Genomic DNA, 13135 nt, shown 5'->3' with positions numbered 1-13135 from the left:
AACAGTCATCCAATGCCTGTGTACGGGGTTAATGCATCTTTCGGCATTGACTTTCGGCACGCTGTTGAGTTCTCAAGAATCGGACGCACACCGCGCTTCAGACTTTCGTTTGAAGCTCCGGGGCAACTCGCCCAACTTTACTGTTCCGTCCGGGGCCGGTCAAATCGGCCTCTTTCGTCCCAGTCCCCCTGCGTGACTCAGTGTCCGAAACCCGCCGAGGCGTGTTTCGGCTTCCGAGACCTTCAGGGAGTTTGTCGGAGGGCCGGCCGCTTTCGCGTCCCGCGCCTCGCTCCAACAAGAAGAACATTACTGACATTCGCGGTGAAGATGCAAATCGGGGTGCCGGAGCCTGTCCGAACCCTTACGAAGCACCCTCGGAGCCGGTCAGCCGGCACGGCCGCGAGGCAGTCGTCGGTCCCTCTGGTCACATCACTCACTCGCGTCTCCACGAGCGACATCTCCCATGATGCCCCACCACTCAAGCGACCACCACGGGACTTCGTACGGCGTCCATGGCGACGGCTCACCAGGTCGTCGTACCCGAGGCTCCGTCAGAGACGGGGCGAGCTGCGAGTCCTGGTGGGAGCCGGCGTTGCCGACTCCCACCAGTCACGTACCGCACCGTCCAGCAGACGCCTCTCGGCGAGTGGCCGCTCGTAGCGGCTGAGGTTGAGGCCCGGGGTCATGGATCCGAACGGCATCAGGTGTAACCGGTGCCGTGCTGAAGCTATTCCCGGCTGCCCCAGGCGGGGCGAGCACCGTCCTGCTCGCCCCGACCTCTCGGGCTACCTCGACGGTTGTGGTGCGCTGCAGTCGATCTTCGGGTTGGCACCGACGTAGTTCAGCGGGCCGACCACGATGGTGACCAGCGTCGTGCCCACCTTGGCGCACGTCGCGTCCGACCCCGCGAAGTAGTTCCGTTGGGCGGCGGCCGCGAAGCCGATCAGTAACCAGACGACAACGATGATCGCCACCGTGCGAGAACCAGTCGTAGACGCTCTACGAGTGCGCATGTCACCTCCAGGGCTGGGCGCACCCCCGTGTGGATCGCCAATCCGGTTCCCGCCGCAACGCCTACAGAAACGGTTTGGATCAAACCTCGCGGTAGTCGTACTGCGGCTTGATGTGAGTGTTCACGTACGCGCCGATGCTGGGAGCGGCGAGTAACGCGGCATAGGTGGTCTGCGGGACTTCGTAGTACTGGTACGTGGAGCCGTTGACGTACTCGAGCTCCAGAGTCCCGTCGGACCAGCCGATCGATCGCACACTCGACGAGTTCACCAGTCGTCGCCTCACCTGTGCTCCTCTCGGGTACGTCGACCTAGTGTGCCGGTGATCGCTCAGGCTCGGCCGACTCCAGGCGCGCCACCGCCCGCGCGAGGTCGCCGAGCGTCTCGTTGAGCCGGCTGAGCGCGTCCTGGTCGAACACGAGCTGGGGTTCGTCCCGGCCCAGGTTGGCGGCGAACCTGATCCTGGCGTCGGGAGGCGCCTGTCTCAGTGAGGTGTCGAGTGCTTGTTGCATCAGATGGCTCGGCTCCATCTCCGGGCGCTCGCGCCACTTGGTCACCGTCCGCGGCGCGATGCCGAGATGCTCGGCGAACGCTTCGTTGGTCAGCCGGAGCGCCTCGCGCAGAGCGTGCGCGTGCCGGCCGGTCCACTTCTCGATGAGGGTCATCTGTATCACTCCCTGCGCGTTGATCACTCCTTGCAATCAGGTTACGGCGATCGGGTGATCGTCAGAGTGCCGAATTTGTGCCCTGTGGATACCTGTTCAGTTCATGGTGAGGACAGCGCCGTGGGCGTTGACTTCTGGCATGAACGAGATCAGCGGTCGAAGCACCACGCTGCTGGGGACGACCCCGCGACGGCGTCATCTGAAAGTCGCGACCAAGTCCGGGCCACGCTGCTTCCAGCTGGTTCGCCATGTCGACGTCTCCGGTGTGAGCGGTACGGGCGTCGTCGCCGAGGGCGTCGAGTGGAGTGACGGAAGCGTCGCCTTGCACTGGGGTGGGCGGTATCCGACCACCACGGTGTGGCCGGACGGCATCGAGGCGCTGCTCACGATCCACGGTCACAACGGTGCAACCACAATCCAGTGGCTGGACGGATGACATGCGCCCGCGAACTCGGTGGGGCGGGCCCACCCTGCAGCCGGCCCGCCTCGCCGACCTACTCCGAATAGAACTCTTCCCGATACTTGCCATCTGGTGGCTGACTCGATGGCTTCGCAGCGCCGTTGCGGGCAGGCCTAGGTACGGCGGTGTCGGCCGGCGGGGCGGGTTGCCCTTCGGCGGCCACGGGCTGCTGCGAGTGGGCGTGCGTCGCGGCAGGTCTGGTCGTCTGGTCTGGTGCCGGATCTGCTGCCGGGGTTGTTGTCGGATCCGTTGTCCGGTCGGTGCGTTCGCCGGCTTCGAGTAGGTGGTCGACGGCTGAGTTGAAGTCGAGCTCGGCCCGGGTCGGCCTGGCGTGTGCGATGGCCTCGGTGGACGAGCGGCGTACCGAGAGGTCGTTGGCGGCGGCGGAGAGCTCGGCGAGGGTGTCGAGGAGTCCGACGGCGGTCTCGACTTCGCCGGGATTGTTGACCAGCCACCAGACAGCGGCCGAACCGGGCGTGGCGAAGACGTCCTCCTTCAGGTACGCGCGTTTGTCCTGCTCCATCCGGCGTTCGAGCAGGGTGGTCTGCTCTCGGCGATGGAGGGCGGCGAGGTGCAGGAGGTGCTTCTGGTCCGCGTCCGGCAGGCGAAGGCGTACCTCGGTGGCCCAGCAGCGCACCTGTCCCTTCTCGTCGAGCGCGGGCTCACCGAGGATGGCGGCGAGCCGGTGCTGATTCAGGGACTCCTCGGTGACCTGCTGGGTCGCTGTCAACGCCCGGGCGCGCTCGAGCAGCGCGTGGACCGCGACGGCGCCGAGGTCGGCGTGCCGCGCTCCGGTCAACACGGTCGACCACTGCACGACGGCCGAGAAGCTGAACTGGAAGTCGGGCGACGCGGACGGCAACCGTACGTCGGCGACCGTGCGCGACGGCGGTCCGCTGAAGACGGGATCCGGGTCCGGCATTACGACGGACGGCGGCGAAGGTGTCGGGGTCACGATCGGACGAGGCGGATCGGGCTGCTTCCAAACGACTGCGAGGAGGACGAGCAGGACCACTGTGAGCACGATCGCGGCCCAGGTCGGCAGGCCGACGATCAGGCAGACGACGTACAGGACCACGACGATGGCGGCAGCCGTCAGGAGGGAGTTCCGATGGAGCTTCATGGCGGCGTTCCTTCACCACGTCGGGCGGACGTCAGGAGGTCGGCCAATGCGTACCGGACGGCTTCCCCGTCCTCTCGCCACCCAGGTCACCGGCAACCCAGACCACGGACCTCGCCACGCGACGAGCCCACCCAAAGTCTCCCACCCCTAACCCAAAGTAGCCGCCATGCGCGTGTCGGTGGCCTGCCCTGTCGACAGGTCCGCCGCCAGATCGGTTGGAACGAGTGCGCCGGTGTCGAAACCGGCGTGCCCAGGCGCGCCATGCGACCGGACACGCGTCGGTCAGCATGTCCTCGAAGCGATCATCCGTCCGCTCGGGCACCCGTCGGCTCGTCGCCGTTGACCGGCTCTGTGCGCGGTTGGATCGGACCGTGCTCGTCGCCCGCTGCGGAGTAGAACTCCTCACGGTACGGCTCGCTCGTGGTCGCCGACTCGGTGGTCTGCGAGGAGTTGGGCTCATCGGCGATGAGCGATCGCTGGCCGTTCGCTGCTAGGGCTGGAGCGGACAAAGCGGTCGAGGACGCCGGTCCAGCGGAGGCCGCTGAGTCGGTACCTGCAGTCGACGGCATCGGCGTAGTCGCGTCAGCAATGTCACCCGGGACCGAGTCAGCGGCTGCCGCCTCGCTGGAGTCGTCCGGCCTTCCTGCGTCATCTGCAGTCAGCTCCGAGCCGAACAGGCTTCGGATTCGCTCGGCGCGGTCGGGTCGGTTGAACTTCTCCTCAAGGTTCGCCAGGGCGAATGCCTTGAAGGCGCGTTCGGCTGAGTCATGTCCGTCGAGGAAGGTCTCCATCGCCGGCCGGAGGTCGATCCGCACGGCCTGCGACGGGTCCTGCGGCACGACGGGATAGGCGACGTCCTCAGTGATTTCACTGGGCTTGCTGGTCAGTTGAGGCCAGTCAGGCGAAGTCTCCGCACCCGTTTCCAGTCTGTCGTTTGCTGCGTTCGACAGTCGCTTCAAGGTCTCGTAGAGCTCCACACACTGCTCGATCTGTTCGGGGTGCTTCGCCAGCCACCAAACAGTCGCTGAACCAGCTGTCGCGAGAGCGTCCTCATGGAGGTACTGCCGAACGTCCCGCTCGAGCTGCCGCTGGAGATCGGCGATCTCCTGCTGGCGTCGCAGTTCACTCCTCATCTGGAAGTGCGCGGCATGCGGGCCGGGCAACCGAAGCTGGATGTCCTCCGCCCACGATCTGACTTGTTGCCGGTCATCGGCCTCGGGATGGCCGATGGCTGCTTTCAGTTGATGGACGGCGTGCGCCTCTTCTGTCGGTTCGGACGACAGCAGTGATCTGCGGGCCCGCTGCAGCACGGCGTTCACAGCGACGCTGCCGAGGTCGGTATGCCTCGACGGAGGACCAACCGGTGTCCAGTAGATCGATGCGGAAAAGCTGAACTCGTAGTCAGCGCTAGCCGAAGGCAGCCTGACGTCGTAGATCGCCTGTGATGAGGGAGAAGGCGGATCCGGTGTGGGCTCGATGTGCACCGCCGGCCCGCTCGCCGCCGAGGCGGCAGGCTGCGGTTTCTCGTCGCGCAGAATCAGGACAGACACTCCCAAGAAGGCCGCCATCAGGACGACTGTGGCCAGGGATGCGAGGTCGGCGATGACGCCGACTACTCCAATGGCAAAGCTGGTCACCGTAACAACGATGAGAGAGTTCCTAGTCAGTTTCATGACGAGTTCCTTCGATGCTTTGGAGACGGTCGGACCCATCGGCCAGGGCACTGGCAAGTGCCCGTTCGACCGCGGTAGCCGACTGACGGGCGGCCGGTCCCAGGTCGTGTGATTGCATGAGCCAGGCCTGGTTGGCGCCGTACAGCAAGGCCAAACTCGCGAGCCTGCCTTCGCAGATGTCGACAACAGCAGTGAGCAGCGTGGCTGCGAGGTCGAGGGCGCCCCCTGCCAGCAAGCGGGCGTGCTGCGTCAGCCACGGAAAGATGGCGCGGTTCCAGTCGGGTGGCTCTAGATCGGCCAGCGCGGTTCGCCAGGCAGCCACCGCTTTCTGCCGCAGCCTTGGGATGAACAGTGCCGCCGACAGGTCCGCATTGGGGGCGAGTCGGTCAGGTGCCAGTACGACGCGGCACAGGTGCGCGTCGAATCGGTCTCGGTCGGTCAGGACATGTATGAAGAGCTCGAGCGCGCGATTGTCGCCACACAGTTGCACGATCGCCTGCCGCGCTTCAGCCCGGACGGCGGGCCGGGATGCCAGCCAGCGCAACCTGATCAGTGCTTGCTTCAGATGGCTGACAGCCACAACGTCGGTGCACAACTCGATCACGATTCGACCGAGTGCGGCCGTCAGGTTTCCAGCGCGGGCCCAGCTGTACAACTGGTTGCGCGCCGCTTGACCTGTCGAGTCCCGCAGAAGGACCTGCGCCATGATGACGACCGCCAGCCGTCGGGGTTCGTCTCGCCCTGCGTCGGACCAACTCTCGACCAATCTGAACAAGTCCGAGAGCCGGTTGGTGCGGGCAGCCTGGTCCGCGAACCGCAGCGCAACCGCTGAGCGATCCTCTGGCTCGATCGCGCGCCAGTGACTCGAGCCCCAGACCCATCGGGCAAACGGCGTCCGCAGGTCCGGGTACGCGTCCCAGAAGTGCGCCAGAACAGCTGGTCCGAAGGCGATCCGGGAGAAGCGGACGGTGCCGTCCGGCAGGATCTCCAGATGGTCGCGCAGGCCGCGGATCCGATCGGTGATACCGGGTTGCGCCAGCCGGTGACCGTCCACGGCCGATCTGTATCCGATGCGTTTCTGCAGGTTCCGTTCGGCGAAGTAGATCGCGTCGACGGAGCTTCCTTCGAGCATCGCGGCAGTCAGCAGGAGGGTCCGTTGTTCGACGGTGTCGAGCTCGTGAAGCAGGCCAGTGAGTTCGTCCTCGTGATCGGCCAGCCCCTCGATAGCTCGGCTGAACCAGGTGGCCGGATTGGCTGATTGATCACGGAACTGATCGAGGTGGACGGCCACTTGCGCCACGATGCGCAGCGGTTGGCGGTCCAGTACCTCGAGGTCAGCGGGCCGCAGACCCGATCGGGGCAGCCTCAGACCGAAGCCTTCGAAGAGGTGTGAGGCCAGGACCCGCCAGCGATCCGGACTGCTGAAGCTCACCTGATGCGCCTTGAGGTCGTCATGCAGAGCTCGCTCCTGGCGATCAGGCACGAGGATCACCAGGTTCGCCCGCTGCTCGTGAACGATCGACACGCAGTTCACCAAGTCTGTCTGGCGTTGCGCGAAGGTGCTGCTGTCGAGATCGGAGACATCCAGCAGCAGCCGATCGCCATCTGTCACGTCCTCGGACGTTAACCGATCATCGCCTACCAGGTCATTGCTCGAGAGAAAGCGGAGCGACGCAGCATCCTGCGGACTTGGACAGAGCAGCATCTGGGCTGCGGCCCGGCGTCCGCTCCCGGACTCGCCGGTGAGCACAATCGTCGTGCCGCTCGGGCGCAAGCGCGCCTCGACCAGGTCGAAGCCAGCTGGACGAACAAAGACCCGATTGAGGAACTCGATCCTCGTCATCACCGCTTTGATCCCGATCGGCTGCCGAACCGGCAGCTCCGGGGCGGTTGAGGCCACCAGCAGGCTGATCGAGTCGCTATGGAGATTGAACTGGGGACCATCGCCTGTGTTGACCGCCCCGCGCGCGTCCGTGAGTACCGTCCGGACGTCGCCTTGCAGATCACCAAAGCCGCCATGTCTTGCCCCGGGCTGGACGGCCGGCGGCCCGTCGTCCCGGTCGTCGGTTCCCTCCGCGGTTTGCGCTGTCATCGGGGCTCGTGAGTGTCTGGCCGGTCGCTCACGTACTGGTGGCCGCTGCCGGTGTTGACCGGACCGCGAGGATCGGTGACGAGCGAGTTGACGGTGCCGGTGATGTTGCCGATGCCACCCCGGCGGTTCCGGCTGTGGTCGTCTGCCTGAACCGTCGGCGTCACCGCAGCGGACAGTGTGGCCTTCGATTCGGCCTTCTCGTCCGAGTCGGAGGGCTTCCGCCCAAAGCCGCTTGCCAGCAAGTCGCCTGACGGCAACGGCACCCGGAGGTACGCCTGGCCCTGGTAGCGCTTCACCCGAACCGGCGCGGGGACGTACAGCCTCGGATCTTCGTCGGTGTACCCCGCCGCGACAGCATCCTCGAAGGCTCGGGCCGAGACGATTGCCGCCACTCGAGTCACCTCGCCGGAACGGTTGAGCAGGTCACGCACCGGCTCGCTGTCGAGCAAGCGATGCAGTTCCACACGCGCATCGCCCGCGCCGTCGGAAACGCCGTTCGCACCTGAGTCGCTGACCGGCCCGACGGTGACGCTGACGCGCATCCGGATCGCCGAGAAGCCCGCAGCGACCAACGTGCGACTCCGCTCAGCGAGTTCCTCTTGCAGTGCTCCGAGGTAGGGATTGAGCAGAAACGGCAGGCGTTTGGACGGCAGTCCGATCGCATACCCGTCACCGGTCGAGTCTGAGAACGTCGTCTCGTTCCACAGGGTCTCCAGACCACAGCGAGCGAAGGCGCGCTGAAGAATCTCCGGGATCACAGCGTTGAGATGCGCGTGATGACGGCCGGGCGCGCCGCTGTAGTCCTTCATGTCGACGACGAGTAGGGAGCGGTACGGCGGGAGTTCGGAGACGCCGGTGTAGCCGGGATCCTGGGGTGTGGTCATGAGAACCTCCTCGTTGGCGGGACTTGAGTCCAGGTTCGCGATGAACGGCGGCGGGGATTGTCCGGAATCGGACAGCCCGGGCGTGAGGTATGCCTCAGGAGCCGATCAGCTCTGCAAGGCGGTCGAGATCTGCAACGATCAGCTGTGGGCCAGGAGCGAGGGCGCCTGCGGACCGGAGCCTGGTGAGCTGTTCAGCGACCGTGCTGCGAGCCAGGCCGAGCGATCCGGCGAGTTCCTCCTGCGTAAAGGGCACCCGGTCCGGGTTTTGCACCTCAGGCGGGGCCAGACGGACAACGTCGTACAAGAGGCGTGCGATTCGGCGCAGTGCCGATCGATGGGCAAGGTCGACCTGACGAGACACCGCCTGATCGAACTTGCCCGTGACGTAGCGCTGGTACGCGGGGCCGAGCCTCAGTTGTGTGAGCCGGCTCGTGAACTGCGGCAGCGTCAGGTACCTCGCGGTGCAGTGGTCGATCGCCTCGACCGTGGCGGTGCGGCGACCGTCCTCACCAGCAAGCTCGCCCAGCAGATGACCGCCACCTCGCACTGTCAGCAGCAGGCGGGCGCCGTCCTCGGCTGTTGCGAGCAGCTTGACGCGGCCGGACTCGAGCGCGAGGAGAAATCCACCTGGTTCGCCTTGCCGCAGGATGTCCCGGCCAGGCTGGTAGCTGCGCAGAGTCCCCGCTGCCAGCAAGAGGCGCCAGGTGTCGGCGCCGATCAGGTCCCGAAACGTAGGGTGCGATCCCAAAGCCGATCACTCTCCGTGCCTCACCATCGAGCTCGCCACAGAAAGTCTCACACGCACTACCGAAAGTAGCGCCGGAGTGCGTGTCGGTCAGCCGGTGAGGGAGCGGAGGGCTCGGCGGGAGGGGGTTAGGAGGACGGGTTTGTAGGGGCAGCGGGCGTCGGTGAGGGTTTCGTAGGCGGTGACGGCTCGGTTGGCGGCGTCCCAGCCTTGTTCGGCGGGGGTTCGGCCGAGGCCGCGGTTGCGGACCAGGGCGCCGTAGAAGGCGGAGCAGAAGACGGTGGCTTCGTACCAGCCGATGACGGTGCTGGTGCCGATGTAGGTGATGTCGTCCTGGAGGCAGTCGCGGATGGCTCGCTGCCACTTGCCGATGCCGGTCTTGCAGCCGTCGGCGATCACGACACCGCTGGCGATCCCCCACTGGCGGTCGAGGAACCACTCGGCCAGCGACCGCAGCGAGACCTGGGTCTTGCCGTCGGTGGACAGGAAGGAGGGCTCCTCGCTGTGGTCACCGTGAGCCATCACGTGCAGCACGGTCGAGGGCGTGGTGAGTGCGGAGAAGGCGGTCTCGTGGTCGCGGGTACGGACGAAGTTCACGTCGATGACCGGCTGGTCCCAGCCGGCGTTGATGTTCCCGGTGATGCCCTGGACGAAGCTCATCGACGCGTCGAACGAGCTGTCCAGACCCAGGTCCACAAGAGTGATCAGCCGATTTCTCATTCGCCTACCCCTCCGCACGATCCGATCCCGCCGCACCATGATGAACCACGCCCCCGACAGTTCGCTGCCCGGTTTCGGCGCGCTGAGACGGGTACGACGTACGGTGGCCGTACGTCGTCGGCCCGAAGGAGGAAACGCGATGAGTTCAGTCCCGGTCGTCACGCTGAGTGGTGGGACCGCGATGCCGCGGATCGGGCTCGGCACCTCGCCGATGGACGACGCCGGCGCCGAACGGGCAGTCTCGCAAGCGCTCGAGGTGGGGTACCGGCTGATCGACACCGCGGAGAACTACCGCAACGAGACCGGCGTCGGGCGGGCGCTCAAGGGCGCGCCGCGGGACGAGGTGTTCGTGACGTCGAAGTTCAACAGGCGGTGGCACAGCGTCGACGGCGCCCGGACGGCGTTCGAGGCGAGCGCGGACAAGCTCGGCGTCGACTACCTCGACCTCCTCCTCATCCACTGGCCGAACCCGGACCAGGACCGGTACGTCGAGGCGTGGCAAGGGCTGATCGCGCTCCGCGAAGCCGGGCTGGTGCGCGCGATCGGTACGTCGAACTTCAAGCCGGCGCATCTGCAGCGGCTGATCGACGAGACCGGGGTGGCTCCGGAGGTGAACCAGGTGCAGCTGAGTCCCGTGTGGGGCAAGCAGGCGGAGCGCGAGTTTCACCAGCAGCACGGGATCGTGACCGAGGCGTGGAGTCCGCTGGGGAAGGGCACCGACCTGCTGGAGCACCCGGCCGTGCGGCAGATCGCTGAGGCGCACGACCGGGCGCCGGGGCAGGTCGTGCTGCGGTGGGAGACGCAGCAGGACGTCGTACCGATTCCCAAGTCGGCGAATCGGGCGCGGCTCGAGCAGAACCTGGCGGTGTTCGACTTCGACCTGACCGATGCGGAGCTGCAGTCGTTGGCCGCCCTCGACGGTACGGCGCGAGCGGCAGCCGACTCGGATCGTTCAGGCCACTGAGGCCGGGAGGTCAGTCCTTCCGGCAGATGTAGTAGGTGTTGAAAACGTCGGCTTCCACGTAGGTGACGTCGACCGAGGTGAACCCTGCGTCGGCCAGCATCTGGCGGGCCCTCTGCTCGCCCCACATCGTGCCCAGGCCATCGCCGTCGAGGTACAGCGAGACCGGCGTGCAGTGCACGGTGGACGCCGCGTAGAGGAAGACGCCGAACGGGTGGTCCAGGTTCTCCTCCAGGTTGCTCGACGCCCGGATGTCGACCATCAGGAAGACACCACCCGGCCGAAGCGACGCCGCGATGCCCGCGAGCACCTGCGCCGGATGCGCCTGGTCGTGGATGGCGTCGAAGGCGGTGACGAAGTCGAACCGCTCGTACTCCCCGAGGTCGGTCACGTCCCGCAGGACGAAGTCCGCGTTCGGCAGGCCGAGCCGCTGAGCCTCCGCGCGGCCGGCCGCGATGCCGTCCTCTTCGAAGTCGTACCCGACGCACCGGCTGCGTGGGTAGGCCGCGGCGATCAGGTTGGTGACACGTCCGCTGCCGCAACCGATGTCGGCGACCTCGATGCCGGCACGCAGCCGCGCGGGCAGTTCGGGGACCAGCGGCAGGATGTCGTCGACGAGCGCCAGGTCGTACAGCGCCTCGCTGTCCTCGGCCTTCCAGCGGTGGAACTCCGTGTACTCCGAATACGGCACGCCGCCGCCGTGGCGGAAGCACTCCACCAACAGCGTCTCCACACCGGACACCAACGGCACGAACTGCATCGCCGCAGCCAGGTTCTCCGGTCCCGCGGCGCGAGTCAGGAACGCGGCGTGCTCCCTCGGCAACCAGAACGTTCGCGGCCCCGGGTCGTACTCCACCACTCCCGCGACAGTCAGCGCGCTGAGCCATTCACGTACGTAGCGCTCGTGCAGGTTCGCGGCGCCCGCGATCTCGTGGCTCGTCGCCGGCGACAACTCGGCCAGGGTGTCGAACAGGCCGACCTGGTGGCCGATGCTTGCCAGTAGCGCCAGGTTCGCGTGGTTGAACACGTCGACCATTTGTTGCCCGAACGCCTCTCGGCGCTCCACGTCCAGCACTGTCTCGCTCATCGTGACCTCCAAGATTTCCTGGAGCGTCGCATCGGCAGGTCACGCCGAGCATCGGTGAGTTCGCCTATTCGTCGACGCGGGTGAGGTAGGCGGCTGCCTCGGTGCGGTTCCGTACGCCGAGCTTCGACAGGATGCTGGCCACGTGGTGCTCGACGGTACGGCGGCTGATGTACAGCCGAGCCGCGATCTCCGGATTGGGCAGCCCCTCAGCCAGTACGGCGAGCACGTCATGCTCCCGCTTGGTCAACAGCCCCATCCCACGAGGTCCCACGCGAGCAGCCGTCGCACCGGCAGCCCGCAACCAGGCAGCCGCTGCGTCAGCATCAGCAGCCGCCCCAAGATCCTCGAAGACCGCAAGCGCGATCCGAGCCTCGGCAACCGCAGGAGCCGGGTCGTACGGCGCCATCGCCTGCGCCAGCATCATCCGGGTACGCGCAACCTCGAGCGGCATCTCCAACAACCCGAACCAGGTCTGAGCCGCCGCCAGCCGAGCCACCGCCGCCCGACAGTCCCCCTGTGCCAGCAGAGTCCGCCCACACAACCGTGCAGCGCGTGCGGCGATCAGTCCACTGTCAGTCGTCGTACCCAGCCCAGAAAGCCGCTCCGCCTCCGCAGCCGCGCCCGCTACGTCGCCCGACGCCAGATAGGCGGAGCCAAGCACCTCACGCAGCCGGGCCTCCTCCAAAGGCGGGCTGCCGTCCAGCTGCCGCCGTACGAGCGAGACAGCCATCGGCACCTCTCCCGCAGCCAGATACACGGCGGCCAGGACCGGGCGTACGACGGTGCGGTCCTCGAAGCCGGTCAGTAGCTGCCGGGCCTCACCGACTCGGCCCTGTGCCAGCCGGAGCTCAGCAAGGAACGCTGCTGCCTCTGCCTGGACAGTCGGCAGCGCATCGCGAGCCAGCTCCATCGCAGCATTCAGCTCGTCCTCCGCACGCGGCCAATCACCTGTGGAGACCAGCACTCCGCCGTACGACGCTCTACAGGAAGAGTGAAGGTAGGGACAGCCATAGCGGGCGATGAAGGCGTCGAGTGACCGGACCCACTGCACGACACGTAGGTAGTCGCCGCCGCGGACGCACGAGCGCATCAGCAGGCAGCTCGCCAAGACGACCGTGTCCGGCCGGGCACCCTCACCACCGAGTGCACCGGCCAGTGCTTCGTCCAGCAGCGCAGTGCCCTCGATAATCTGGCCGAGGTTGATCAGCGCGGCTCCCCACAGGCTCAGCGCGCACAGCTCGAGGTCACGGTCCCCCGCCTCGGCACCAACCTCGTACGCCGCCTCGGACAAAACTGCCGCCGCCGAAGTGTCGTCCGCCGCGCCAGCCCGTGCCAGCGAGGCCCACGCCACCACGACAGGGTCGTCGACTTCAGCTGCCACCCGGACTGCCCGCGCAGCCCAGCCTTGCGCCGCAGCACGGTCGCCGAAGTTGGCGTCGTACAGCATGCTGAGGCCGAGTGCCAGGAAGACGGCCTCGGCCGGGTCGGTACGGCGGAACAGCGCATAGGCACGTTCCCAGCTGGAGAAGGCGGCTCGTACGTCGCCCAGCCACCACTGGGCGTTGCCCAGCCCGGAAAGGCCCTCGGCAGTCTCACAGACCCCGTCGGACCCGAACGCGGCGAGCGCCGCCACCCAGTCCCCGTCACCGAGCGCCTTCTCCCCAGCCGCAAGGAGACCGCCGACCTCCTCCACTCCTCGACGGTAGACGCGCTAC

At 66.8% G+C, this 13135-nt stretch carries 13 protein-coding genes; 2 read left to right on the top strand and 11 right to left on the bottom strand.

Annotated elements, in window-relative coordinates; genetic code table 11:
* Window positions 1-785 precede the first annotated feature (785 nt).
* The 3 genes from ACIBL3_RS37275 to ACIBL3_RS37265 all read right to left on the bottom strand — a co-directional run bounded on the left by ACIBL3_RS37275 (window position 786) and on the right by ACIBL3_RS37265 (window position 1675).
* Window positions 786-974 (bottom strand): hypothetical protein, encoded by a 189-nt coding sequence (locus ACIBL3_RS37275; protein ID WP_396358615.1) that lies wholly within the window; start codon window positions 972-974, stop codon window positions 786-788.
* Window positions 975-1092: 118 nt separating this feature from the next.
* Complete coding sequence (locus ACIBL3_RS37270) at window positions 1093-1296, bottom strand: KTSC domain-containing protein (RefSeq protein ID WP_396358614.1); 204 nt, start codon at window positions 1294-1296, stop codon at window positions 1093-1095.
* A 25-nt stretch (window positions 1297-1321) separates the two neighbouring features.
* Window positions 1322-1675, bottom strand: a complete 354-nt coding sequence (locus ACIBL3_RS37265) for an XRE family transcriptional regulator (RefSeq protein WP_396358613.1) — start codon at window positions 1673-1675, stop codon at window positions 1322-1324.
* Between the two features lie 139 nt (window positions 1676-1814).
* Between ACIBL3_RS37265 and ACIBL3_RS37260 the strand changes: the two genes are divergently transcribed.
* The gene (locus ACIBL3_RS37260; protein ID WP_396358612.1) at window positions 1815-2111 is read left to right on the top strand and encodes a hypothetical protein; all 297 of its coding nucleotides are present in this window, start codon (window positions 1815-1817) and stop codon (window positions 2109-2111) included.
* Window positions 2112-2169: 58 nt separating this feature from the next.
* Here ACIBL3_RS37260 and ACIBL3_RS37255 read toward each other — a convergent pair whose 3' ends face one another.
* The 6 genes from ACIBL3_RS37255 to ACIBL3_RS37230 all read right to left on the bottom strand — a co-directional run bounded on the left by ACIBL3_RS37255 (window position 2170) and on the right by ACIBL3_RS37230 (window position 9372).
* Window positions 2170-3258, bottom strand: a complete 1089-nt coding sequence (locus tag ACIBL3_RS37255; protein WP_396358611.1) for a hypothetical protein — start codon at window positions 3256-3258, stop codon at window positions 2170-2172.
* A 302-nt stretch (window positions 3259-3560) separates the two neighbouring features.
* Window positions 3561-4931 (bottom strand): hypothetical protein, encoded by a 1371-nt coding sequence (locus tag ACIBL3_RS37250; protein ID WP_396358610.1) that lies wholly within the window; start codon window positions 4929-4931, stop codon window positions 3561-3563.
* Window positions 4918-7023, bottom strand: a complete 2106-nt coding sequence (locus ACIBL3_RS37245; protein ID WP_396358609.1) for a hypothetical protein — start codon at window positions 7021-7023, stop codon at window positions 4918-4920. The genes ACIBL3_RS37250 and ACIBL3_RS37245 overlap by 14 nt, the downstream gene beginning before the upstream one ends.
* Entirely contained in the window at window positions 7020-7907 is an 888-nt protein-coding gene (locus ACIBL3_RS37240) for a hypothetical protein (RefSeq protein WP_396358608.1), read from the bottom strand. Before ACIBL3_RS37240 ends, ACIBL3_RS37245 begins: the two co-directional genes overlap by 4 nt.
* A gap of 94 nt (window positions 7908-8001) precedes the next feature.
* Window positions 8002-8655 carry a Crp/Fnr family transcriptional regulator gene (locus tag ACIBL3_RS37235; RefSeq protein WP_396358607.1) on the bottom strand — a complete coding sequence of 218 codons (654 nt, stop codon included), beginning with the start codon at window positions 8653-8655 and terminating at the stop codon, window positions 8002-8004.
* Window positions 8656-8742: 87 nt separating this feature from the next.
* Entirely contained in the window at window positions 8743-9372 is a 630-nt protein-coding gene (locus ACIBL3_RS37230) for a hypothetical protein (protein ID WP_396358606.1), read from the bottom strand.
* Between the two features lie 139 nt (window positions 9373-9511).
* On the opposite strand from ACIBL3_RS37230, the gene ACIBL3_RS37225 reads away from it, so the two are divergent.
* Window positions 9512-10336, top strand: a complete 825-nt coding sequence (locus ACIBL3_RS37225) for an aldo/keto reductase (RefSeq protein ID WP_396358605.1) — start codon at window positions 9512-9514, stop codon at window positions 10334-10336.
* Between the two features lie 10 nt (window positions 10337-10346).
* On the opposite strand, the gene ACIBL3_RS37220 is transcribed toward ACIBL3_RS37225, so the two are convergent.
* Both ACIBL3_RS37220 and ACIBL3_RS37215 read right to left on the bottom strand, forming a co-directional pair.
* Window positions 10347-11420, bottom strand: a complete 1074-nt coding sequence (locus ACIBL3_RS37220; RefSeq protein WP_396358604.1) for a class I SAM-dependent methyltransferase — start codon at window positions 11418-11420, stop codon at window positions 10347-10349.
* Window positions 11421-11484: 64 nt separating this feature from the next.
* Window positions 11485-13113, bottom strand: coding sequence for a LuxR C-terminal-related transcriptional regulator (locus ACIBL3_RS37215; RefSeq protein WP_396358602.1), 1629 nt, complete (start codon window positions 13111-13113; stop codon window positions 11485-11487).
* Window positions 13114-13135: the final 22 nt, after the last annotated feature.

The organism is Kribbella sp. NPDC050124, assembly GCF_044460355.1.
Classification (GTDB): domain Bacteria; phylum Actinomycetota; class Actinomycetes; order Propionibacteriales; family Kribbellaceae; genus Kribbella.
The sequence above is the reverse complement of the archived record's forward strand: the minus strand, read 5'-3'. Positions and strand labels throughout refer to the sequence as shown.